Origin of the sequence: Pseudomonas hefeiensis (assembly GCF_030687835.1) — a bacterium.
Classification (GTDB): domain Bacteria; phylum Pseudomonadota; class Gammaproteobacteria; order Pseudomonadales; family Pseudomonadaceae; genus Aquipseudomonas; species Aquipseudomonas hefeiensis.
Map to the genome: position 1 here is coordinate 4,436,863 of NZ_CP117449.1, position 22,499 is coordinate 4,459,361.

General features: G+C 60.0%; 23 protein-coding genes. 12 read left to right on the top strand and 11 right to left on the bottom strand.

Annotated elements, in window-relative coordinates; all coding sequences use genetic code 11:
• Window positions 1-24: 24 nt before the first annotated feature.
• From PSH57_RS19860 to PSH57_RS19870, 3 genes are all read right to left on the bottom strand, one after another.
• A complete protein-coding gene (locus tag PSH57_RS19860; RefSeq protein WP_305385022.1) occupies window positions 25-1,038 on the bottom strand; it encodes a GNAT family N-acetyltransferase in 1,014 nt (337 codons plus the stop codon).
• 70 nt (window positions 1,039-1,108) lie between these two features.
• Complete coding sequence (locus PSH57_RS19865) at window positions 1,109-1,891, bottom strand: substrate-binding periplasmic protein (RefSeq protein ID WP_422766108.1); 783 nt, start codon at window positions 1,889-1,891, stop codon at window positions 1,109-1,111.
• Window positions 1,892-2,013: 122 nt separating this feature from the next.
• Window positions 2,014-2,637 (bottom strand): TetR/AcrR family transcriptional regulator, encoded by a 624-nt coding sequence (locus tag PSH57_RS19870; protein WP_305385024.1) that lies wholly within the window; start codon window positions 2,635-2,637, stop codon window positions 2,014-2,016.
• Window positions 2,638-2,818: 181 nt separating this feature from the next.
• Between PSH57_RS19870 and PSH57_RS19875 the strand changes: the two genes are divergently transcribed.
• From PSH57_RS19875 to ppnP, 6 genes are all read left to right on the top strand, one after another.
• Window positions 2,819-4,609: an acyclic terpene utilization AtuA family protein gene (locus PSH57_RS19875; RefSeq protein WP_305385025.1), complete on the top strand. Its 1,791-nt coding sequence runs from the start codon at window positions 2,819-2,821 to the stop codon at window positions 4,607-4,609.
• A 43-nt stretch (window positions 4,610-4,652) separates the two neighbouring features.
• The gene (gene atuC / locus PSH57_RS19880; protein ID WP_305385027.1) at window positions 4,653-6,269 is read left to right on the top strand and encodes a geranyl-CoA carboxylase subunit beta; all 1,617 of its coding nucleotides are present in this window, start codon (window positions 4,653-4,655) and stop codon (window positions 6,267-6,269) included.
• Between the two features lie 45 nt (window positions 6,270-6,314).
• On the top strand, window positions 6,315-7,472 hold the full coding sequence (gene atuD / locus PSH57_RS19885; RefSeq protein WP_305385029.1) for a citronellyl-CoA dehydrogenase: 1,158 nt from the start codon (window positions 6,315-6,317) through the stop codon (window positions 7,470-7,472).
• 1,274 nt (window positions 7,473-8,746) lie between these two features.
• On the top strand, window positions 8,747-10,717 hold the full coding sequence (locus PSH57_RS19890; RefSeq protein WP_305385030.1) for an acetyl/propionyl/methylcrotonyl-CoA carboxylase subunit alpha: 1,971 nt from the start codon (window positions 8,747-8,749) through the stop codon (window positions 10,715-10,717).
• A 62-nt stretch (window positions 10,718-10,779) separates the two neighbouring features.
• On the top strand, window positions 10,780-11,322 hold the full coding sequence (locus PSH57_RS19895; protein ID WP_305385031.1) for a 3'-5' exonuclease: 543 nt from the start codon (window positions 10,780-10,782) through the stop codon (window positions 11,320-11,322).
• A 95-nt stretch (window positions 11,323-11,417) separates the two neighbouring features.
• A complete protein-coding gene (gene ppnP, locus PSH57_RS19900) occupies window positions 11,418-11,702 on the top strand; it encodes a pyrimidine/purine nucleoside phosphorylase (protein WP_256230290.1) in 285 nt (94 codons plus the stop codon).
• A 127-nt stretch (window positions 11,703-11,829) separates the two neighbouring features.
• On the opposite strand, the gene PSH57_RS19905 is transcribed toward ppnP, so the two are convergent.
• Both PSH57_RS19905 and PSH57_RS19910 read right to left on the bottom strand, forming a co-directional pair.
• On the bottom strand, window positions 11,830-12,639 hold the full coding sequence (locus PSH57_RS19905) for an MOSC domain-containing protein (RefSeq protein WP_305385032.1): 810 nt from the start codon (window positions 12,637-12,639) through the stop codon (window positions 11,830-11,832).
• A gap of 71 nt (window positions 12,640-12,710) precedes the next feature.
• The gene (locus PSH57_RS19910; protein ID WP_305385034.1) at window positions 12,711-13,634 is read right to left on the bottom strand and encodes a chemotaxis protein CheV; all 924 of its coding nucleotides are present in this window, start codon (window positions 13,632-13,634) and stop codon (window positions 12,711-12,713) included.
• 481 nt (window positions 13,635-14,115) lie between these two features.
• Here PSH57_RS19910 and PSH57_RS19915 point away from each other — a divergent pair, with 481 nt between their 5' ends.
• The 3 genes from PSH57_RS19915 to PSH57_RS19925 all read left to right on the top strand — a co-directional run bounded on the left by PSH57_RS19915 (window position 14,116) and on the right by PSH57_RS19925 (window position 16,369).
• Window positions 14,116-14,586 carry a hypothetical protein gene (locus PSH57_RS19915; RefSeq protein ID WP_305385036.1) on the top strand — a complete coding sequence of 157 codons (471 nt, stop codon included), beginning with the start codon at window positions 14,116-14,118 and terminating at the stop codon, window positions 14,584-14,586.
• Window positions 14,587-14,819: 233 nt separating this feature from the next.
• The gene (locus tag PSH57_RS19920; protein ID WP_305390433.1) at window positions 14,820-15,713 is read left to right on the top strand and encodes a sensor histidine kinase; all 894 of its coding nucleotides are present in this window, start codon (window positions 14,820-14,822) and stop codon (window positions 15,711-15,713) included.
• Window positions 15,710-16,369: a response regulator gene (locus PSH57_RS19925; RefSeq protein ID WP_305385037.1), complete on the top strand. Its 660-nt coding sequence runs from the start codon at window positions 15,710-15,712 to the stop codon at window positions 16,367-16,369. The genes PSH57_RS19920 and PSH57_RS19925 overlap by 4 nt, the downstream gene beginning before the upstream one ends.
• Here the strand turns inward: PSH57_RS19925 and yegS are convergent.
• Window positions 16,353-17,270 carry a lipid kinase YegS gene (gene yegS / locus PSH57_RS19930; RefSeq protein WP_305385039.1) on the bottom strand — a complete coding sequence of 306 codons (918 nt, stop codon included), beginning with the start codon at window positions 17,268-17,270 and terminating at the stop codon, window positions 16,353-16,355. The two genes, PSH57_RS19925 and yegS, sit on opposite strands and share 17 nt — an antisense overlap.
• A gap of 343 nt (window positions 17,271-17,613) precedes the next feature.
• On the opposite strand from yegS, the gene PSH57_RS19935 reads away from it, so the two are divergent.
• The gene (locus PSH57_RS19935) at window positions 17,614-17,922 is read left to right on the top strand and encodes a hypothetical protein (RefSeq protein WP_305385040.1); all 309 of its coding nucleotides are present in this window, start codon (window positions 17,614-17,616) and stop codon (window positions 17,920-17,922) included.
• A gap of 60 nt (window positions 17,923-17,982) precedes the next feature.
• Here the strand turns inward: PSH57_RS19935 and PSH57_RS19940 are convergent, their stop codons facing one another.
• Both PSH57_RS19940 and moaB read right to left on the bottom strand, forming a co-directional pair.
• A complete protein-coding gene (locus PSH57_RS19940; protein ID WP_305385041.1) occupies window positions 17,983-19,209 on the bottom strand; it encodes a molybdopterin molybdotransferase MoeA in 1,227 nt (408 codons plus the stop codon).
• Window positions 19,193-19,732 carry a molybdenum cofactor biosynthesis protein B gene (gene moaB, locus PSH57_RS19945; RefSeq protein ID WP_305385042.1) on the bottom strand — a complete coding sequence of 180 codons (540 nt, stop codon included), beginning with the start codon at window positions 19,730-19,732 and terminating at the stop codon, window positions 19,193-19,195. The genes PSH57_RS19940 and moaB overlap by 17 nt, the downstream gene beginning before the upstream one ends.
• A 78-nt stretch (window positions 19,733-19,810) precedes the next feature.
• Between moaB and mobA the strand changes: the two genes are divergently transcribed.
• On the top strand, window positions 19,811-20,413 hold the full coding sequence (gene mobA, locus PSH57_RS19950; RefSeq protein WP_305385044.1) for a molybdenum cofactor guanylyltransferase MobA: 603 nt from the start codon (window positions 19,811-19,813) through the stop codon (window positions 20,411-20,413).
• Between the two features lie 76 nt (window positions 20,414-20,489).
• On the top strand, window positions 20,490-20,711 hold the full coding sequence (locus PSH57_RS19955; RefSeq protein WP_047226391.1) for a YgdI/YgdR family lipoprotein: 222 nt from the start codon (window positions 20,490-20,492) through the stop codon (window positions 20,709-20,711).
• A 78-nt stretch (window positions 20,712-20,789) separates the two neighbouring features.
• Here the strand turns inward: PSH57_RS19955 and PSH57_RS19960 are convergent, their stop codons facing one another.
• From PSH57_RS19960 to PSH57_RS19970, 3 genes are all read right to left on the bottom strand, one after another.
• Window positions 20,790-21,680 (bottom strand): pseudouridine synthase, encoded by an 891-nt coding sequence (locus PSH57_RS19960; protein ID WP_305385046.1) that lies wholly within the window; start codon window positions 21,678-21,680, stop codon window positions 20,790-20,792.
• A gap of 70 nt (window positions 21,681-21,750) precedes the next feature.
• On the bottom strand, window positions 21,751-22,071 hold the full coding sequence (locus PSH57_RS19965) for a transcriptional regulator (protein ID WP_047226389.1): 321 nt from the start codon (window positions 22,069-22,071) through the stop codon (window positions 21,751-21,753).
• Window positions 22,072-22,163: 92 nt separating this feature from the next.
• Window positions 22,164-22,403 (bottom strand): glutaredoxin family protein, encoded by a 240-nt coding sequence (locus PSH57_RS19970; RefSeq protein ID WP_256231385.1) that lies wholly within the window; start codon window positions 22,401-22,403, stop codon window positions 22,164-22,166.
• Window positions 22,404-22,499 lie beyond the last annotated feature (96 nt).

The window sequence follows — 22,499 nt, forward strand, 5'->3', positions numbered from 1 at the left end:
TCGCCACCTGACCCGGGCCAGACCTCACATCAACGCACACCGGTCAAAAAACCGCTCACGCCCCAGAATCATCAGCGCCGCGCGCTTGTGGGGGAAATCGAATTCCTTTTCGCAGTGGAAACACTGGTTGTGCAGATGACCGATCATCCGGGCGTTGTCGGCCCGGGGTTCGGCCACCACGCGCTGAGTGCGCGGGTCGTCAAGAAACAGGTAATGCACCAGCGCCGACAGCCAACTCGCCACCTTGTGCGGGCCGCGGTGTTGCTCTTCGCCCACCAGCATGTGAATGCCGCGATCATAATTGTGCACGTCATAGAACGGCGCGAGCCGATCTTCCTTGGCCCAATAGGCTTCGAAATAGGCGAAAGGCTGGTCGTCGAAACAACCGATCAAGGTCAGTACCCGGGGCTCGCGCTGCAGATTGCTCAGATACTCGCGATGCTGTTCCAGGCTGCCCTCCTCCTGCCAGAAACTCGCCACCCGAGGACTGTTCTGCCAGCGGTTGAAGCGCGTCAGGTCCTGTTCGATTTCCAGGGTGCGCAAGGACACCCAGGCCCCCAGGCGCGCATCGAAGCGCCGATATACCTCGCCTCGTGGCTTCATGGGCCGGCGCGGATGACGCTTGCCATCGGTGATGATCATCTGTTGCGGATAGCTGCCGTTGAACGACTCCCCCAGCCAGGGTTGCGGCAGTTGCCAGAACATAGTGCGCTCGCAGATATACTCGTCGGCATACTCGCTGGGCGTCAGCAGGCCGCTGAGCAACGCTTCACCGGGGCGCTCGGTCAGATGCCAGGTCAAGCGCCGGCATTCAGGGTCGCGGGCGAACAGCCAATAGCAGGCCGCCCAAAGCGCCGGACCAACGGGCCGATCGTTGATTTCCTGCAAATGCACATGCAGCTCGGTGCCACGCTCCAGGCGTAGCCGGATCAGCGGCGCGCCCTCAAGCATCAGGCTCAGGTGGCGTTCGGTTTCATCGGCGCCGAGACGGCCACCGCCGGGTAAAGGCAGCGTCGTCGGGTGCTTGAAGTTGGACATGGGCAGGGCTCACGTAGTCGTCGGTAGTCAACGTGTGACGTGAGTCAGGCAGGGAAATTTAGTGCCCCGATCAATGATTGTGCGTTGGCACCAGTTGGATCTGGTAGGGCTTGAAAATCGCCAGCATCTGACCGTCGTCCCGCAGCGCTTGCAGCAGTCGCGCGAACGCTTCACCGGAGATCGGCGCTTGGGGCCGGATCAGCGCGAAATGGTGGTAGATCTGATCGATACGTTCGGAGATCAGCAGTTGGGGATCGACTTCAGGATTGCGCAGCACGTAATCGATGAGATACGAACGGGTCACCAACGCGATGTCCGCACGCCCGCGCAATACCATCAGCAGGTTGCTGTCATGGGAGTACGTCAGCGTGGCGTTGTATTGGCCGGTCAGGAACTTGGGGTCGGCGTTGAATTCGGCAAAGGCGTAGTGATAGCCGTTGAACAGGGCCAGGCGCTTGCCCCTCAGATCAGAGAAATAATCTTGGTGACGACCCGGTTGAGGCTGGGCAACGAAAATTTCCGCATCCTCCAGGCCCATGTCTACCGCGGTATGAGGCACATCCTTCCAGCCCCAGTCCGGGTTCTCGAAAATGGCCATATCGACCCGGCCTTGCTTGAAATCATTGAAACGGCGCGGAATCGACGTCGGAACCAGCACGAATTGATAGTCGCTTTGGGACCGGTTCAAGGCTTCTACCAACTGCGGCAGCAAACCGGTATCCGCACCAGTTTCGGGGCGTATGGTGTAGGGCGGAAAATGCGCTGCGCCAATACGGACCAGTTGCGCAGCCGCGGCCGGTAATGCGAACACTGCAATAAACGCAGCCAGTAAGACGCGCGAGGCGATCCCCATCGTTGGAAACGTCAAGAACCTCACTCCCCAGAAAATTAATCATCAGTGAATCAAACCAGGCATCTCAATGCACATCACGCAGGGAACGCAGGGCGACCACTCAGCGGCATTGCTGCCTCTTTTTATTTTTCTTCAAGCACCAGAATCAAGGCTTGCTCGGCCAACTCGTCGAGACTCAGGCTGCCCTCGGCGCGAAACCAGGTGGTGGTCCAGGACAAGGCGCCAGTCAGGAAGCGACGGGTGATGAACACGTCGCCCCGAATATACCCCGCGTCCTTGGCCTGCCCAAGAACCTCAAGCCACAGGGCCTCATAAATATCACGCAAAGCCAGCACCTGTCTTTGTCCTTGCTCGGACAACGAGCGCCATTCGTAGACCAGTACCGCCATCGCCTCGCCGCTGCCGCCCATGATCGACTGCAATTCGCAGCGGATCAGCGCCAGGACCCGCTCGCGTACGCTATCGGCCTCAGTCAGCGCCGCACGCATCAACGCCGTGTTGTAGCGAATGGTCTCTTCCATTACCGCCCGCAGGATCTCGTCCTTGCTTTTGAAGTGATGAAAGATACTGCCCGACTGGATGCCCACCGCGCTCGCCAGGTCGCGCACCGTGGTGCGCTCGAACCCCTTGTTGCGAAACAGGTGGGCGGCGGTCTGGAGCAGTTTGCCGCGAGCGCTATCAGGATCGGTCAGTTGCCCGTTATCGACCAGCTCACGCATCACGTTCAGGGCTTTTTGCTCATCCACCCATTCTCTCCTACAGTCGATCAATCAACGTGGGGCCACGCTTGCGGAACCGGCGAGGTGGCGCGGGCAATTTAAGCTGGCCGGGGCACCCAAGCAAGCGCTCGGATCGAAGAACTGGCGGCCGTTTACAAACCAAGCGCTTGCTTGGTAGTCTCGGGCGACGTGGGCCGGAGGGAGCACCATGCCAAAAACGATTCGTATCGGTTGCGCCAGCGCCTTCTGGGGCGATACCTGTACCGCTGCGGCGCAACTGGTTGAAGGCGCTGAACTGGACTACCTGGTGTTCGATTACCTGGCCGAGGTCACGATGTCGATCATGGCCGGGGCGCGCATGAAAGACCCTCGGGGCGGCTATGCCCCGGACTTTATCGAAGTGCTCACTCCGCTGCTTCATCGTTTACATGAACGCAGGATCCGCGTCATCAGCAATGCCGGCGGGATCAACCCCCAGGCCTGCGCGGCCGCTCTGCAAGCGGCCTGCGACAAGGCCGGCGTGCCCTTGAAGATCGCGGTGCTGCTGGGAGACGACCTGCAACCGCAATTGGAACAACTCGCCCGCCAGGGCATTGCCGAGATGTTCAGCGGCGCGCCCTTGCCGGCGGCGTGTGTGTCCACCAACGCTTACCTGGGTGCCCCTGGCATTGTCGAGGCCTTGCGTCTGGGAGCCGACATCGTGATCACCGGCCGGGTGGTCGACAGCGCCGTGGTCAGCGCGGCTCTGGTGCATGAGTTTGGCTGGGCCTGGCACGACTACGACAAACTGGCCCAGGCCGCATTGGCCGGGCACCTCATTGAGTGTGGGGCCCAATGCACGGGCGGTAATTTCACCGACTGGCGGGAAGTACCGGATTACGAGCACATCGGTTTTCCCATCGTTGAAATCAGCGCCGACGGCCAATTCATCGTCACCAAGGCCGAAGGCACCGGCGGACTGGTCACGCCGCTGACGGTCGGGGAACAACTGCTCTATGAAATCGGCGACCCCCAAGGCTATCTCTTGCCGGACGTGATCTGCGACTTCAGCCAGGTCAGGTTGATCCAGCAAGGCAAGCACGCCGTGCGCGTCCAAGGCGCCAAGGGCTTGCCGCCCTCCGATCAATACAAGGTCTGCGCCACCTGGGCCGATGGCTTTCGTTGCACCGCCCTGTGCCTGATCGCCGGCATCGATGCGGTGGCCAAGGCCGAACGGGTCAGCCAGGCGATCATCGTCAGGACTTCGCAGATGTTCAGCCTGCGCGGCTGGACGCCCTACAGCGAGGTGAACGTCGAGCTTCTGGGCAGCGAAGCCACTTACGGCCAGCATGGCCGGCGCCAGGACAGCCGCGAAGTGGTGATCAAACTGGCGGTGCGCCACCCCGACAAACAGCCGCTGGTGCTGTTCTCCAGGGAGATCGCCCCGGCCGCCACCGGTATGGTGCCGGGGCTGACCGGCCTGATGGGTGGCCGCCCGACCGTGTATCCACTGATTCGCGTGTTCTCGTTCCTCATCGACAAGTCCGCTTGCCGACTCGAAATCGAATTCGACGGGCAGCGGCATCCTTGCCTGCTGCCTGCCGTCGAGCCGCTGCAAACCCGCGACTTCCCGGTCGCTCCCGACTTGCCCAGACCCCAGGGCCGGGCTGACGCCAGCGTGCCATTGGTCAAACTGGCGGTGGCGCGCTCCGGCGACAAGGGCAACCACAGCAACATCGGTGTGATCGCCCGGACCCCCGAATACTTGCCGTGGATCGCCGAGGCGCTGACGCCCCAGGTGCTGGTCGACTGGATGAGCCATGTGCTCGACCCACTGCTGGGGCGCGTCGAACGCTGGTATCTGCCGGGTACCCACAGCCTGAACTTCGTGCTGGAACATGCCCTCGGCGGTGGCGGTGCCGCCAGCCTGCGCATTGATCCACAAGGCAAGGCGTTCGCTCAGCAGTTGCTGGAGATCCAGATACCGGTGCCACAGCGCATCGCCGATCAGGTCAACTAAAGGACGATCGCCATGGCGTTCGGATCGAGCACAAGGAACATCCATGCCAGTCATCGAATCGCACCTTGACACTCACAGCGCCGATTTCGCCCGCAACCGCGTGGCCATGCTGGCTGGCGTGGCACACCTGCGCCAGATCGAACAGGCGGTGCTGGAGAAAGCCGCCCTGGCCCAGGCCAGGTTCGAGCAACGCGGCCAACTGCTGCCGCGCGAACGTCTGAACCTGCTGCTGGACCCCGGCGCACCGTTCCTGGAACTGGCGAGCCTGGCCGGCTACAAACTCCATGACGACAAGGACGGCAGCCAGGCCGGTGGCGGCTTGATCGCGGGAATCGGCTATGTGTCCGGCGCGCGGGTGTTAGTGGTGGCGAACAACAGCGCAATCAAAGGCGGGACCATCTCCCCCAGCGGCTTGAACAAGACCCTGCGTCTGCAACAGATCGCCATGGAGAACAAACTGCCGGTCATCACCTTGGCCGAAAGCGGCGGCGCCAACCTCAATTATGCCGCGCAGATTTTTGTCGAAGGTGCGCGCAGCTTCGCCAATCAGGCACGGATGTCGGCCATGGGCTTGCCGCAGATTACCGTGGTGCATGGCTCGGCCACCGCGGGCGGCGCCTACCAGCCGGGGCTCTCGGACTACGTGGTGGTGGTGCGCGACAAGGCACGGCTGTTTCTGGCCGGACCTCCGCTGCTCAAGGCCGCCACGGGCGAAGTCGCCACCGAAGAGGAACTGGGTGGTGCGCAAATGCATGCGCAGGTGGCGGGCACCGCTGAATATCTGGCCGAGAATGACGCCGATGGGATACGCCTGGCCCGGGAGATCGTCAGTCTGTTGCCTTGGAACGAACAACGGCCACCCCAGCCTGAGCGGAGCTGGAAAGAGCCGCGCTACCCGGCCGATGAGTTGCTGGGGTTGATCCCCGACGATCCGAAGAAACCCTATGACGTGCGGGAAATCATCGCCCGTATCGCCGACGGTTCGGACTTCCTGGAGTTCAAAAGCGAGTTCGATCAACAGACGATTTGTGGCCACCTGCGCATTCGTGGCCAGGCCTGCGGCCTGATTGGCAACAATGGCCCGATCACGCCCAAGGGTGCGAGCAAAGCCGCGCAGTTCATCCAGCTATGCGACCAGAGCCGCACACCGCTGCTATTCCTGCACAACACCACCGGATTCATGGTCGGCACCGAGTCGGAACAACAAGGCGTGATCAAACACGGGGCGAAGATGATCCAGGCCGTCGCCAACGCCCGTGTGCCCAAGCTGACGGTCGTGGTGGGCGGCTCCTACGGCGCCGGCAATTACGCCATGTGCGGTCGGGGGCTGGACCCACGCTTCATTTTCGCCTGGCCCAACAGCCATACGGCGGTGATGGGCGGTGCCCAGGCCGGCAAGGTTCTGCGCATCATCACGCAGGCCACGCAGATCAAAAACGGCCTCACCCCCGACCCGAAGATGCTGGACCAGCTCGAACAAACCACCGCACAGAAACTCGACAGTCAGTCCACTGCCCTATACGGCAGCGCCAACCTGTGGGATGACGGCCTCATCGACCCGCGGGACACCCGCACGTTGCTAGGCTACCTGCTGGACATCTGCCACGCGGCTGAGCTTCGGCCGCTGCAAGCCAACAGCTTCGGTGTGGCCCGTTTTTGAACGTGTGAAGGACTTTTGACCGCTGCCCACAGGAGAACAATAAAAATGATCTTCACCCCGGAACACGAAGCTCTGCGGCGCACCGTTCGCCAGTTTGTCGACTACCACATCAACCCCTACGTCGACGAATGGGAGAAGGCCGGACGGTTTCCCATCCACGAGGTGTTCCGCAAGGCTGGTGAACTGGGATTGCTGGGTATTTCCAAACCGGAACAATTCGGCGGCATGGGTCTGGACTACAGCTATTCGATCGCCGCCGCCGAGGAGTTCGGCACTATTCATTGCGGCGGCGTACCGATGTCCATCGGCGTACAGACCGACATGTGCACCCCGGCCCTGGCGCGGTTTGGCTCCGATGAACTGCGTGAAGCGTTCTTGCGCCCGGCCATCAGCGGTGAGCAGGTAGGTTGCATCGGCGTCTCGGAAGTCGGGGCCGGCTCCGATGTCGCCGGGCTCAAGACCACGGCCCGCAAAGATGGCGACGACTACATTATCAACGGCAGCAAGATGTGGATCACCAATTCACCGAGCGCCGATTTCATGTGCCTGCTGGCCAACACTTCGGACGACAAGCCCCACATCAACAAATCACTGATCATCGTGCCGATGAACAGCCCTGGTATCAGCCTCGGCGGGCACCTGGACAAACTCGGCATGCGCAGTTCGGAAACCGCCCAGGTGTTCTTTGACGACGTACGGGTGCCGCAACGCAATCGCGTTGGCCAGGAAGGCGCCGGCTTCATGATGCAGATGTTGCAGTTCCAGGAGGAACGACTGTTCGGCGCCGCGAACATGCTCAAGGGCATGGAGCACTGCATCGACAGCACCATCGCGTACTGCAAGGAGCGCAAGACCTTCGGCACCGCCCTGATCGACAACCAGGTGATCCACTTTCGCCTGGCGGAACTGGCCAGCGAAATCGAATGCCTGCGGGCGCTGGTCTACCAGGCGACCGAGCAGTACATCAACGGCCAGGATGTGACGCGGCTGGCGTCCATGGCCAAGCTCAAGGCCGGGCGCCTGGCCCGGGAAGTCACCGACAGTTGCCTGCAATATTGGGGCGGCATGGGTTTCATGTGGGACAACCCGGTGGCACGGGCGTATCGCGACGTGCGACTGGTGTCCATCGGCGCTGGTGCGGACGAGATCATGCTGGGCATCATCTGCAAACTCATGGGCATTTTGCCGGGCAAGAAAAAATGAATACATCGCCTGCCAGGCCGCCATCGCGAGCAAGCTTTGCTCCCACAGTGGAGTTGCAACACATTCACCTGTGGGAGCAAAGCTTGCTCGCGATGAGGCCCTGACAGCCACCGGAAAAACCCAGGAATGACCACCATGCCCACCTTCCAAATTTAACTGTGTTCACGCCCCATTGTGGGAGCAAAGCTTGCTCGCGATGAGGCACTGACAGCCACCGGAAAAACCCAGGAATGACTACCATGCCCACCTTCCAAATTTGACTGTGTTCACCCTCCATTGTGGGAGCAAAGCTTGCTCGCGATGAGGCCCTGACAGCCACCGGAAAACCCAGGAATGACCACCATGCTGCCTTCCAAATTTGACTGTGTTCACCCTCCATTGTGGGAGCAAAGCTTGCTCGCGATGAGGCCCTGACAGCCACCGGAAAACCCCAGGAATGACCACCATGCCCGCTTTCCAAATTTGACTGTGTTCACCCTCCATTGTGGGAGCAAAGCATGCTCGCGATGAGGCACTGACAGCCACCGGAAAAACCCAGGAATGACCACCATGCCCGCTTTCCAAATTTGGCTGTGTTCACCCTCCATTGTGGGAGCAAAGCTTGCTCGCGATGAGGCCCTGACAGCCACCGGAAAAACCCAGGAATGACCACCATGCCCGCTTTCCAAATTTGACTGTGTTCACCCCCCATTGTGGGAGCAAAGCTTGCTCGCGATGAAGCCCTGACAGCCACCGGAAAACCCAGGAATGACCACCATGCCCACCTTCCAAATTTAACTGTGTTCACGCCCCATTGTGGGAGCAAAGCTTGCTCGCGATGAGGCACTGACAGCCACCGGAAAAACCCAGGAATGACTACCATGCCCACCTTCCAAATTTGACTGTGTTCACGCCCCATTGTGGGAGCAAAGCTTGCTCGCGATGAGGCCCTGACAGCCACCGGAAAACCCAGGAATGACCACCATGCTGCCTTCCAAATTTGACTGTGTTCACCCTCCATTGTGGGAGCAAAGCTTGCTCGCGATGAGGCACTGACAGCCACCGGAAAAACCCAGGAATGACCACCATGCCCGCTTTCCAAATTTGGCTGTGTTCACCCTCCATTGTGGGAGCAAAGCTTGCTCGCGATGAGGCCCTGACAGCCACCGGAAAAACCCAGGAATGACCACCATGCCCGCTTTCCAAATTTGACTGTGTTCACCCCCCATTGTGGGAGCAAAGCTTGCTCGCGATGAGGCACTGACAGCCACCGGAAAAACCCAGGAATGACTACCATGCCCGCCTTCAGCAAGATCCTCATCGCCAACCGCGGTGAAATCGCCTGCCGGATCCAGCGCACCGCCCAGGCCCTGGGCTATCGCACCGTGGCGGTGTTCAGCGAAGCCGACGCTGACGCGCTGCATGTGCGCATGGCCGATGAGGCGGTACTCATCGGCGCGGCACCGGTGCCGCAGTCCTACCTCAATCAGCCGGCCATCCTCGATGCGGCCCGGCGCACTGGCGCCGATGCGATCCACCCCGGCTACGGTTTCCTCTCGGAAAACGCCGGGTTCGCCAAGGCCTGCGAAGAGGCCGGTATCGTGTTCATCGGCCCCAGCCCCGACGCCATCGACCTGATGGGCAGCAAACGCCGTGCGAAAGTCGCCATGATTGCCGCGGGCGTACCGTGCATCGCCGGTTACGAAGGCACGGATCAGGACGACGACACCTTGCGCCTTGAAGCCGAGCACATCGGCTATCCGTTGATGATCAAGGCCAGCGCCGGCGGTGGTGGCCGAGGAATGCGTCTGGTTTGGCGGGCTGAAGACCTGCTGGAACAGTTGCGCACCGCGCGCTCCGAGGCGCTGCATGGTTTTGGCAGCGATGAGCTGATCCTCGAACAGGCCTTGATCAATCCGCGGCATGTGGAAGTCCAGATTTTCGGTGATCACCACGGCAATCTTGTTCATTTGGGCGAACGGGACTGCTCGATCCAGCGACGCCACCAGAAGATCATTGAAGAAGCGCCCTGCCCGGTCATGACCGCCGATCTGCGCCAGGCCATGGGTGACGCAGCGCTCAAGGCTGGCCGCGCGGTCAACTATGTGGGCGCCGGGACCGTGGAGTTTTTGCTCGCCCCGAACGGCGGTTTTTACTTTCTGGAGATGAACACGCGCCTGCAAGTCGAACATCCGGTCACCGAGATGATCACCGGCCTGGACCTGGTGGCCTGGCAACTGGATGTAGCCGCCGGTCTGCCGCTGCCCCTGCGCCAGGACCAAATACAGCTCAACGGTCACGCCATGCAGGCGCGGCTTTACGCCGAAGACCCTGCCGAGGATTTTTTGCCTCAGAGCGGACGGTTGATCGGCTGGGAACCGCCCACCCGGGACAGCCTGCGAATCGACCACGGTCTGCTGGAAGGCCAGACCATCACCCCTTTCTACGACCCGATGCTGGGCAAAGTCATTGCCCACGGCTCCACCCGTGAACAAGCCCGACGCAAATTGTTGCGCGCGGTAGAGGATTGCGTGCTGCTCGGCGTCCAGAGCAATCAGCGATTGTTGGCGGGGTTACTCGCTCATCCGCGATTCATTGGCGGTGATTTCGATACCGGGCTTATCGGACAGGACTTCGCCAATCATGCTGCGCTGCAAATCCATGCCCCCTCGGCTGAGCAGCTCGCCATCGCCGCGGCCTCGTTCTATCAGGCTATGCATGCAAGCCATGCACCCGGGCTGGCGGGGTGGAGCAACAATACCGGCGCGGCGCGGCGCTATCGCATCGGTCTGGGCGAGCGCGACTGGACACTGAGCCTGGCCGCCGAAGCTGGCGGCACGCTGCGCATCCGGATCGCCGAGCGTGTGATCGAGCTGCAGTGGCTGGAGTCTGATCAGTGCGGCGCAACACTGATGATCGACGGTATTCGCCAACATCATGCCTGGCGCCGCGAAGGTAATGACCTGTGGCTGTTCACTCGCCCCGGCGGCCTGCATTTGCAAGATCGGACCCAGGTACCCATCACAGCCAAGGCCAACGCCAGCGACGGCACCCTCAAAGCGCCGATGGACGGCGCTATCGTCGAGGTACTGGTCAGCGAAGGCAGCGCAGTGCGCCAAGGACAGCTGTTGATGGTGCTGGAGGCGATGAAAATGGAACATCCACTCAAAGCGGGCATCGATGGGGTGGTCAGCACATTGCAAGTCAAGCAAGGCGATCAGGTGAAAAACCGACAGGTTTTGTTGCAGGTTGAAACAGCGCACTAGGCGGATGCGCCGGGTTTGACTACGCTCAAACCCATCAGCACGCCGATACCGGGAACCCTGCGATGCCTCACTGGCTGGTGATTGATCTGGAGGCCACCACCGATGAAGGTGGTTGGCCGGTTACCGAAATGGAAATTATCGAAATCGGCGCCACGCTGGTGAATCGGGACGGCCGCGAGCTGGACCATTTCCAGCGGTTTGTAAGGCCCTTGAGGCGTCCCTTGCTCACTCCTTTTTGTCGCGAGCTGACCCACATCACCCAGGCCAATATCGACAGCGCCGCACCCTTGACCGAGGTCTGGCCGGCGTTCGAACGCTGGCTGGCACCGTATCACGCGAACCTGGAGAGCTGGGTCAGTTGGGGTGATTACGACCGTCAGCAATTGCTTCAGGAATGGCAACACCAGCCACTGCACAGTTTCCTCGGCCAGGTGCCGCACATGAACCTCAAGCAGCGCTTCGCCAAGGCCCGCCGGCTGGAGCGACCGCTGGGGCTTAACGGCGCGCTGCAACTGGCCGGCCTGCAATTCTGCGGTCAACAGCACCGGGCCCTGGAGGATGCGCGCAATACAGCGCGGTTATTACCCCTGGTACTCCCAGGCTGAACGCGAGCCATGACTGCGGCGCGGCAGATGACGAACGTTGAAGCCTTGTGCATACTGGCCGGCCTTTTTCAGCCCCTTTTTTCGAGGAATCGCCCATGTTTAAAGTCAACGAGTACTTCGACGGCACCGTCAAGTCGATCGCTTTCGGCACTGCCGAAGGCCCTGCGACCATCGGCGTCATGGCTCCGGGCGAATATGAATTCGGCACGGCCCAGCGGGAAATCATGCACGTCGTCTCCGGCGCCCTGACCGTGAAGCTGCCCGACAGCACCGACTGGGAAACCTTCGAGGCCGGCAACCAGTTCAATGTACCGGCCAACAGCAAGTTCCAGCTCAAAGTCGCCGTCGATACCGCCTACCTGTGTGAATACCGCGGCTGAGCCTGTGGCGAGGGGCGGTGCGACGTTTCGCTAAATCCCCTCGCCACAAAAACCCCGGCGTTGCATCGGGGTAACAAAAAATGCCCGTGTCCAGTGGACACGGGCATTGCTTTTTCAAATGCGGTGTTTATTCGAGCACTTCAACCGGCATACCCACTTCAAGCCAACCATTGCTGTCATTGACCAGATTCTGGCCGAACATTGCGCCGTCCGGTGTCGAACGGTACTGCTGCAACGTGGCGAAGGGTTCGCGGTTCGGATCGCGTTCGCCGGTTTGCGGATCGACCGTGGTCATGATGCAACGCGAGCAGGGCTTGACGACCCGGAACTCCACATCGCCGATACGAATGCGCTTCCAGCCATCCTCGGCAAACGCCTCACTGCCTTCGACCACCAGATTGGGACGAAAGCGCAGCATTTCCAAGGGGCGACCGACCCGATCGGACACGTCCTGCAAGGAGGCCTGGCCGATCAGCAGCAATGGGAAGCCGTCCGCGAAGGCAACCTTGTCGTCATCCTTGCCGTAACCGGAGGCGGTGGTTCGCGCCAGTTCCACCGGCACATGCACCAGCCGAGTGGGTTTGCCGATGAACTCGCTGACCCAGGCTGACGCCTCGTCACCGGCATCCGGTACGCGCAAGGTATCGCGCCAAATGATCACGCCGCGCCGCTGCTCTTCGTCAGCAGGCGGTAGCGGTACATCAAGGGTGCCGAAACCCGGCGCGCTGAGCGTCAGACCACCGGCCTCGTTCCACAATGCCGAGAGCTGGCTCATCTTCGCCACCGCACGCTGGGTCAGGAAACGCCCGGTGCCCTCGTCCACCAGCATCCAGCGCCGGTCACCGTCCAGGCCGAGCTTGTCCAGGCCTATGCTTTGCAGGAACTGGCCCTTGCCGGATTTCAACGGATAACGATACAGCGCGCTCAGCCGCAACATGGTCGACTTTCCTGGTGACGAAAAAATGCCACCTTATACGAGCCGGCCATTGAAGCAAACCATGATCGGCCTCAGTCGAGCATCAGTCGCTGGCGCACTACATCAACCAACTTGTCCGGCTGGAATTTGGAGAGGAAGTTGTCGCAGCCGACCTTCTTGACCATCGAATCGTTGAAGCTGCCCGACAGCGAGGTATGCAGCACCACGTAAAGCCCACGCAGACGCGGGTCGTTGCGGATCTCGGTAGTCAGGCGATAGCCGTCCATCTCCGGCATTTCCGCGTCAGTGAAGATCATCAGCAATTTGTCGGTCATCACTACGCCGGAATCGGCCCAGGCCTTGAGCATGTTCAGGGCTTTCAAGCCGTCGCTGGCAACGTGCATTTTCACCCCCAACTGCCCCAGGGTGTCGCGCAGTTGCGAAAGCGCGACGTTGGAATCGTCCACCAGCAACACTTCGCGTCCGCGGGCGCGCTCCAGCACCGGGTCTTCGAGTTTGTCTCTGGAAACCTTGGCGTTGTACGGCACGATTTCAGCCAGGACTTTTTCCACGTCGATGATTTCCACCAACTGATCGTCCACTTTGCTGATGGCCGTCAGGTAGTGTTCGCGTCCGGCGCTGGTTGGGGGCGGCAAGATCGCCTCCCAGTTCATGTTGACGATGCGGTCCACACCGCCCACCAGAAACGCCTGAACCGAACGGTTGTATTCAGTGACGATGATGGTGCTGTTGGGGCCCGGCACCAGCGGACGCATCCCGATGGCCTGGGACAGGTCGATCACCGGCAACGTCTGGCCCCGCAGATTGACCACGCCGCACACAAATGGATGGCGCTGCGGCATCAACGTCAGCTTCGGCAGTTGCAGCACTTCCTGGACCTTGAATACGTTAATGGCGAACAACTGCCGCCCCGCCAGGCGAAACATGAGAATTTCCAGGCGATTCTCACCCACCAGTTGGGTTCGTTGATCTACTGTGTCGAGAATGCCGGCCATCGATGACTCCTGGGCTTGTTCGGATGAATCCATAAAGGAGATATCGGCCGTGCAGGCCGGATCTTGACCCCTGTATAAAATGTCGCGCAGGGCATTGATGTCACATTAACATCATGCTTTACTGGCTTCACGGATTTCATCCGTCCACTCTCCGCGCACCGAGACCTCGATTTGCGCACAAAGTTCCCTCGCGTAAGGGTTTCCCCTAGGAACAATCAGGACCAACCTGATATTCCCGCTATCCAATAGCCATTAATGTGACGCCATTCTCATTGCTGAATGGAGTCAGGCTTTTGTGCGCGACCGCAGGACACCGGACTTCCAGCCTTGTGGCCGATTCTGCCAGTGCAATCGTTTGCGAGCGCGCTTTTGCCCAAGAGCAAGGATGTGTCCGCGCGTCTTCGTTAGTTGCCGGCCGTGAGGTCCAGCCGTTCGCCACACGCGATTTTATTTCGCCTGACATGATGTTGTGGAGATAAGCATGCCGAACGATCGTAAGAACTGGAGTCAGCGTCTTCCCGAATTTCTGATCGAGGCCGAAACACTTTTGGCCAAGTCAGAGGAATGCCTGAGCCATCTGCAATTGATCAACAACGACAAGGACGCCATCGATTGCATGCTCAGCACCTTGCTGAAGCTGGCAAACAAGGCCGATGCCCTGGCGCTGGAAGCCGTTTCGGAATTTTCACTGCATATCCATGGTTTGCTGAGCCATGCGCAGAGTCATATTGAATTGCATGATCAGGCCCTGGGCGCTCTGAAGGACTGTTTCACGCTGATGGCCTGGCAACTGGAACTGGTCGATCACACCACCGGACAACTAGGCCTGGACAGCAGCGAACAGACGTCGTTGATCGAAGCCTTTGCCTTCCAGGTTGGCCAGAGCCCCGACCAGGCATTGCCTGCTTCGCGCCCCCTGGGTTTGGTGCCCTACTCGCAAAAACAGGCCTGATGCCGATGAGTGCGGTTCAACCCTATGCGGCTGACACTGGGCCCTTTCACGCCACCATGCTGAACGCGACCAACGAAATATGAAATGGTACTATCTCCCGCGTCAGTGGCTTCAAGATAGTGGCATTAAGCCGCCAACTGAGGCTGCCTTCGACCTGAAACGTTTATCCGTCCCGGCCTGTCAGATACGCTGACCGGCCTGCCCGCAGCGAACATTTATTGGCTCCATCCGTTATGTACGCCAGCCTCAAGTCAATCATTACCTGGCCACCCTCCCGAGAAAATGCCCGCCGGTTCACGTTATTGTTGTGCATCTGCTCGGCCCTCGGCGGCCTGTTGGCCTACCTGTTCGCCCATACCGTACCGTTGAGCCTGCTGGCGCTGAATATCGCCGCCATGTCCTGTGTCTGGATCCAGCATCGCCTGTCACGCAAATCCATCAAGTTCCAGCCTCAGGAACTGGCCGATCGGTTGCTCGAGGTCCAGGAAAACGAGCGCCATCGGCTCAGCCGCGAATTGCACGACGATATCGGCCAGTTATTGACCGCGGCAAAACTGCAAAGCGAATGGCTCAAGCGGCGGATGCCTGAAGAACTGCACGGCCAATGCACGACTCTTTGCGAGACACTGGACGAAACCCTCAATAAGGTTCGCGACGTATCAGCCATCCTTAACCCAAGACAACTGACCAGCCTGGGGCTTGAAGCCAGCCTGCGTGCGCACCTGCTCAAGACGCTGGCGAACACCCAGGTGAAATGGAGTCTCGACTGCCAGCAACGCATGGCCGGTATCCCGGAGGAAATGACGGTTGCCGCGTTTCGAATCACCCAGGAAGCCGTGACCAATATCTTGCGTCATGCCCAGGCGAAAAACCTGCTGGTGCGCCTGCAGCGGCTACCCGAAGGCCTGACACTGTTGATCAGCGACGATGGCTGTGGATTTGTCCCGGCCTCCCACCCCGCTCGCGAAGGACAACGTGGCATGGCCGGCATGTCGGAGCGGGTCGAACAATTGGGCGGCACCTTGAAAGTCATCAGCGAGGCCGGCAAAGGCACGCACATCGAAGCAAGCTTTCCCTGGGCACCTCGTGCCCTGGAACGGGCCAGTAAGAATAAGGTTCTCCATTGACTTGTAATTTGCTTCTGGTAGATGACCACTCGCTGATCAGGGCCGGCGTGCGCGCCCTCGTGATGGATCTTCCCGGCTATGCGGTCGTCGGCGAAGCCAGCGACGGCGCACAATTGCTGGAGCTGGTAGAACGCCTGGCGCCAGATATCGTCTTGCTCGACATCTCCATGAAAGACACCTGCGGCCTGGATGCGTTGCAGCAGCTCAAACGCGTACGCCCCCATAGCAAAGTGCTGATTCTGTCGATGCACACCGATCCGGCGTTGATCATGCAGGCGCTGGAATCGGGGGCCCACGGCTATCTGCTCAAGGACACCACCGCCACCGAGCTGGAACACGCGCTGGAGGCGCTGCGCAACAACGAACGCTACCTGAGCCCAGCCATCGCCCATACCGTGATCAACCAGGCATTGACCCGCGTCCAGAAGCCGCAACCCGATCCGGCTCAGACCCACAACCTGACGGCACGCCAGTTGGAGATCCTGCGACTGATTGTGCGCGGAAAGTCCACTCGGGAAATCGCCATCGGCCTGAGCCTGAGCATCAAGACCATTGAAACCCATCGAGCGCAAATCATGAAGCGCCTGCAGATCCATGATGTCGCCGGGCTGGTGCTGTTCGCCGTGCGCGAGCAGATCATCAGCCTGGACGATTGAGCGCCGCCGAACCGCCCAGCAGAGGCGAACCCGATGGCAGATGCACACGCAGCGCCTTCGCACAGACGGTGAAACGCAAACTGTCGACCTGCAACGGTTCGCCATCAAGATTGATGTCCAGGCCTTGGGCGACCTTGATTTCCACCCATGGCAAGCGGGCGCGCACAAACATGTTGTCGATACCCAGGCCACCCGCCAGCAGGTCCTTCAAGGTGCCGACCACTTCCTGAGGCGCCGGCAGGATGCTGATGTCCAGCAAACCATCATCGGCCAGTGCCTCTGGACACAGCACATGGCCACCTCCTGCCTGCCGGCCATTGCCGATGCCCAGCGCCAGCAAATCGCCCCGCCACTGGAAATCGGGGCCCTGTAACTCACCATAGGCCGTACTCAGCTCACTGAAACGCGACAAACCAGTGAACAGGTAAGCAGCCCCCCCCAAGACCTTTTTAAGGTCCTCGGAGGTATTGGCCGTCACCTGACTGCCGAAACCACCCGTAGCCATGTTCAGGAAGATCCGGCCGCCGACTTCACCCAGGTCAATGGCCTGGGGCGCGACATCCAGCAGGTCCAGAGCCTGGGCCGGCTCCAGCGGGATTCCCGCTGCCCGGGCAAAATCATTGGCCGTGCCCAGCGGTAACAACACCAGGCTGACGTCGCTCGACTTGCGCGCGATCGCCTCGGCGATATCACGCAAGGTCCCATCACCGCCACCGGCGATCAGCTTCGTGTAACCGGCATCCAGCGCCTCATCGACGCATCGCCGGGCATCGCCGGCCTCCCAGGTCAGCCGGACCGCCAGATCCCAGCCCTGCTTGCGCTTGAGCATCACGGCGGCGCGAACCTCTTCGTTGAGCGCTTGCTTGCCATGCAAAATCAACAGCGCCTTGCCTTTGCTCATCGTCATCTCCATCGTTGAACGGTACAGGGAATGGGACCACTCACACGGCCGAAAAAGCCCAGGCTGACTCAATTTAAATAAAAGACGCGCCGCCCATGAGGGAAGAACAGCCAAGCAGCTTGCCCCACTCCACACTTCTCAATTCGAAGAATTTTCTTACAAGAACTGGCGAATCTGCTCAATTGACCCTCCATCAGTATTGAGACACCTTGGCACTCTGTTGTGCTGGATCGTTAAAACGCTCATTACACAAGGATGTCCTAACCCATGGATGGATACGTCACGGCCCGCAAGGGCCGGAACAGTGGTTCGAACAGTTATGGCCAAAGGGATAAAAACGCCCATGCATAGCCATAAATACAAGCTGTCGCCGCGGCAGCTCGCATCGTTTGGAAGCGAGCAGGCCGACGCTCAAAACGAATGCAAAAGTTGCAGTAATTTCGCTGGAGGAATTGATTTGGAACCGCGCGTCGTTGAACTGGAAACCCACCTTAAGTACATCCGCAAAGACATGGATGAAATCCGTACCGATGTGAAGGTGATACGTCACAGGCTCGCCTATTCGACCGGCGCGGCGGCGGTGGTCATCGGCCTGCTGGGCTGGGTTGCGAACAGTCGATTTGATCAACTGGTCATGCTGCTCTCGCGATGAATTGGCTGGATATAGACGCCCGAGAATCAACTCGGGCAGAAAACATCCGCTGCCGCAGCGCTAGCCCAGGACCTCGCTCAAGGGAATAAACCCCACTTCGTCACCCTCGACAAGGGTCCGCTCTTCGAGCACTTCGACCAGACCTTCAGCCCAGGCCGCGCTACGCAGCACGCCAGAGCTTTGATTCCGGTAGATGATCGCCCGACCGTCCTCGATGCGGCCTCGCAAGTATTCTCGGCGACTGCCTGCCTTCGGCCAGACGAAACCGGCCGGCACCTTGAACTTGAGCGGCGTCACGGACTTAACACCCTGACGTCGTAGCAAGTACGGCCGAGCCAGCAGTGCGAATGTCACCAGTGTCGAGGCCGGGTTTCCAGGCAGGCCAATCACGGGCACGCCACGGAAATGCCCGAACGTCAGCGGCTTGCCAGGTTTGATGGCGAGCTTCCAAAGAGCCAGCTCGCCCTCTTCACGCAACGCAACACCCAGGAAGTCGGCCTCCCCCACCGAGACACCACCAGTGGACAGGATCAGGTCGACATCCGACAGCTGCCCCAAACGCTGGCGGGTGGCTGGCAAGTCATCGGGCAGAATACCCGCGTCAACCACTTCACAGCCCAGTCGCCGCAGCCAGCCACAGAGCAGCACGCGGTTACTGTTATAGATCTGACCAGGCCCTAGCGCCTGGCCTGGCTCAACCAGCTCATCACCGGTGGAGAGGACCGCAACACGCACCTTGCGCACCACTTCCAGTGACGCACAACCCAGGGATGCCGCCAGCCCCAGCTCAATCGGTCCCAGGCGAGTGCCGCAAGAGAGAACCTGCTCCCCGATCGTTGTTTCCTGGCCCTGAGGGCGGATGTTTTGTCCGCTGACCATGGGTCGGGTGAACCGTATCCGCTGGTCAGCTTCAACCACGGCGTTTTCCTGCATTTCGACGCAATCGGCGCCGGCAGGAACTGGCGCTCCCGTGAAGATCCGTGCACAAGTCCCGGCGGCTAGTGGTTGCGGGGCCTGCCCGGCGAAAATCCGCTGGCTGACCACCAGCGGCTCACCCTCGCAGTCAGCCAGCCGCAAGGCGTAGCCGTCCATGGCGCTGTTGGGCCATGGCGGTAAATCGAGGGTTGAGACCACATCCTCTGCAAGCACCCGGCCTTGTGCCGCGGCCAAAGGCAAACGCTCGCGCTGGGTAATCGGCGTGGCCGCCGCCATCTCAAGCAAACGCTCCAACGCCACATCCACGGCCATCAAGGCACCGGCCTTGCCCGGTTTACCCACGGGATTCACAAGGCGCCGCCTTTTTCAGATGGGCCACGAAGTTACACGGACGATGCCGCACATCCAGTTGTTCGGCCAGGATCCCGTCCCAACCGGTGCGAACCGCGTTGGTAGAGCCAGGCAGACAGCAAACCAGCGTGCCATTGGCCAGGCCTGCCAACGCCCGCGACTGAACAGTGGAAGTGCCGATGTCCGCCACCGATATCTGTCGAAACAACTCACCGAAGCCGTCGACCTGCTTGTCCAGCAGGCACGCGACGGCTTCCGGAGTGCTGTCGCGTCCGGTGAACCCGGTGCCGCCAGTAATCAGTACCACTTGCACCACGTCCTCGGCGATCCAGTTCGCGACTTGCGCCCGGATCTTGTACAAATCATCTTTGAGCAGAACCCGCGCCGCCAGGTTGTGACCGGCCGCCGTGAGCCGATCGACAAAGACCTGCCCGGAAGTATCGGTTTCAAGGGTGCGGGTATCACTGACTGTCAGCACCGCGATATTGAGCGGTACGAAAGGTACATCAGCCTTGGCTTTCATAGGCTCGTCCAGTTGTAGAGGAAACAGCCCGGTGTTATATCACAGCGCTTCATTTTTTCGCCCGTGCGGAGATACACCATGACCTCGAACACTTCCCCGCCATCATGCTCCATCCTGCTGCTGGCGGGTGGACGCGGACAACGCATGGGCGGGCAGGACAAAGGCCTGCTGGAGTGGCAGGGCGAACCGTTGATCGCTCATTTGCATAGACGGACCCGAGCGCTGAGCGACGACTTGATTATCTCCTGCAACCGCAACCCGGAACGCTATGCGCTGTATGCCGATCAATTGGTGCATGACGATGAAGAGGGCTTCCCCGGCCCGTTGGCAGGCATCCGGGCGGGCCTCAAGGTGGCACGATACCCAACGCTGTTGGTGCTGCCGTGTGATGTACCGCAAATCGACTCCAGCCTGCTTGACAGCATGCTCAGCGAGGCGAGCCAGCATCCCGACAAACCGCTGATGATACGTCATGGTGAACATTGGGAACCGCTGCTGTGCGTCATTCCTGTGGCTCTGGCACCGGCCTTCGAACAGGCCTGGAGCGAAGGCGAACGCAGCCCGGGACGCATCATGCGGGCACTGCATGCGATTGCCCTGCAATGCCCTGCCAACGATATTCGCCTGGCAAATCTGAACACGCCGGAGCTGCTCAACGGCCACAAAGGTGTGTCAGATTGACACTAGCCAGGAACTTGCGCGCGATGTATACGTCTGAAGGTCAGTAACTTGAAGAATCCTATTTCGGAGAAACACCATGACTCAACGGACCCTCGCCACTTTCATGCTCGCACTGGGCCTCGCCACTCTCGCCGGGTGTGCATCGCCAACAGTGATTACCTTGAATGACGGTCGCGAAATCCAGGCCGTCGATACCCCCGAGTACGATGAAGACACTGGCTTCTACGAATTCGAGCAACTGGACGGTAAAGAGACTCGCGTGAACAAGGATCAGGTTCGTACCGTTAAAGATTTGTAATCTTCAACGCCACAGCCAGATAGAGAAAAGCCCGCGATATTAGCGGGCTTTTTGATGCCTGCTCGAAAGTCGGCGCGATTACCACTGCAAGCTGATATCGCTTTGGAAAACACGTTCCTGACCGGTGACAGGGTCGATAAAACTCAACCCCTGGGCCAGCAACTTGAGCGGGTTGGCGTAATCGTCCGCCACGTCCCGCAGCACATCGGGGTAGAACGGATCGTTACAGATACCCGCCCCGAGGGCATGCATATGTACTCGTAACTGGTGCTTCTTGCCCGTGACCGGATACAAGCCGTAGCGCCACAACTCACCGTTTTTTTCCAGGACTTCGATGGCCGTTTCGGTATTGGGCTCGCCCGGCCCTTCCTGCATCCGGAAGAATGGTTCGCCATCGATCATTCGGCTTTTGTGTACTCGAGGAAAGATCAACTCGGGCAACGCAGGGGCTATGGCCTGATAGCGTTTCTCGATTTGCCGCGTTGGAAACAGCGACTGATAAGCCGAACGGCTCTGTGGGTTGGCTGAAAACAGCACCAGCCCGGCCGTATGCCGGTCGATACGGTGCAGGGGCACCAAATGGGGATTGTCCAGACGTCGGATCAGGCGGCGCAACAGGGTTTGCTCGACATACTCGCCCGCCGGAGTGACAGGCAGAAAATGCGGCTTGTCTGCCACCACCAGATGTTCGTCGGCATACAGAATCGATTCCACGACCGGGATCGGCTTCTCGTCGGGCACCTCACGAAAATAGTGGATGCGCAGGCCCTCCCGGTACGGCAGGCCGGCAGCAATGGCCTTGCCCTCGCCGTCCAATACCCGGCCCCGGGCAATCCGGTCCAGCCACTGCTCGCGACTGATGGTGCTGAAATGCTCGCACAGGCACTCCAGCACCGTCTGCCAGGAGCCGGGCGGAAGATACAAGGTGCTGGCCTGATGGTGTGCGGCGCAAAACGATGACCGGGACATTGGAAACTCTAATCTTTTGGCAGGGTGGCATTATCCGCCAGCCGCGCATGCCAGCCCAGCAATGATTGCTTCACGCCGGGATCGACGTCGTCTTTGCTGCCGCTTCGGTGAACTCTTTCAACCAGCGCAGCACCTCCACCGCCTCCCAGCGACCCGGATCGTACAATGCATACAACAGGCCCTGATAACCCACCACATCCAGTTGCTTGTGGTAGCCGGCACGCTGGAACAATGCCTCGATCTCGGCGAAGCAGGTGTTGAAATGCAGCTTGTTGAAGGGCGTCTTGCCTTCGGTTACCAGCCCGTCCAGGCGCAGCTCCTGGACCGCCTCGCGCACAACGTCCACGGACATCCGGTTCACGCTGTTTTTCAGTTGTTCGACATTGACCAAGGGACGCACTCCAGATAGCTGTATGTGCATACAGTAACCGAAGAAGGGGATTTTCGCCAATGGCAGTGCCCGGACTCGACGTATGGCAGGGTTCAACTCAGGAAAGCGGCCACCTGATCAGCATCATCGAAAGGCCAATCCAGTTCCGCGCCGGTATCGATCCGGCGCAGGACCGGGATTCGTAGCCCATAACGCTCGAATAAAGCCTCGCTCTCGGCAATATCCACCAGTTCCACCAATAATCCATGCTCAACGAAAGACATCAACACACCTTCGGCAACTTCGCAAAGATGACAACCCAGGGTGCCGAACAACTGGCATTCAGGAGGCATGGCAGGTAGACCCATCAAAGAGAGACGGTCATTCTAGGCCCACCCTGCGAAACCGTCGAGCCAGGTCGAACATCTGACGGCGCTTCGGTAAAACGC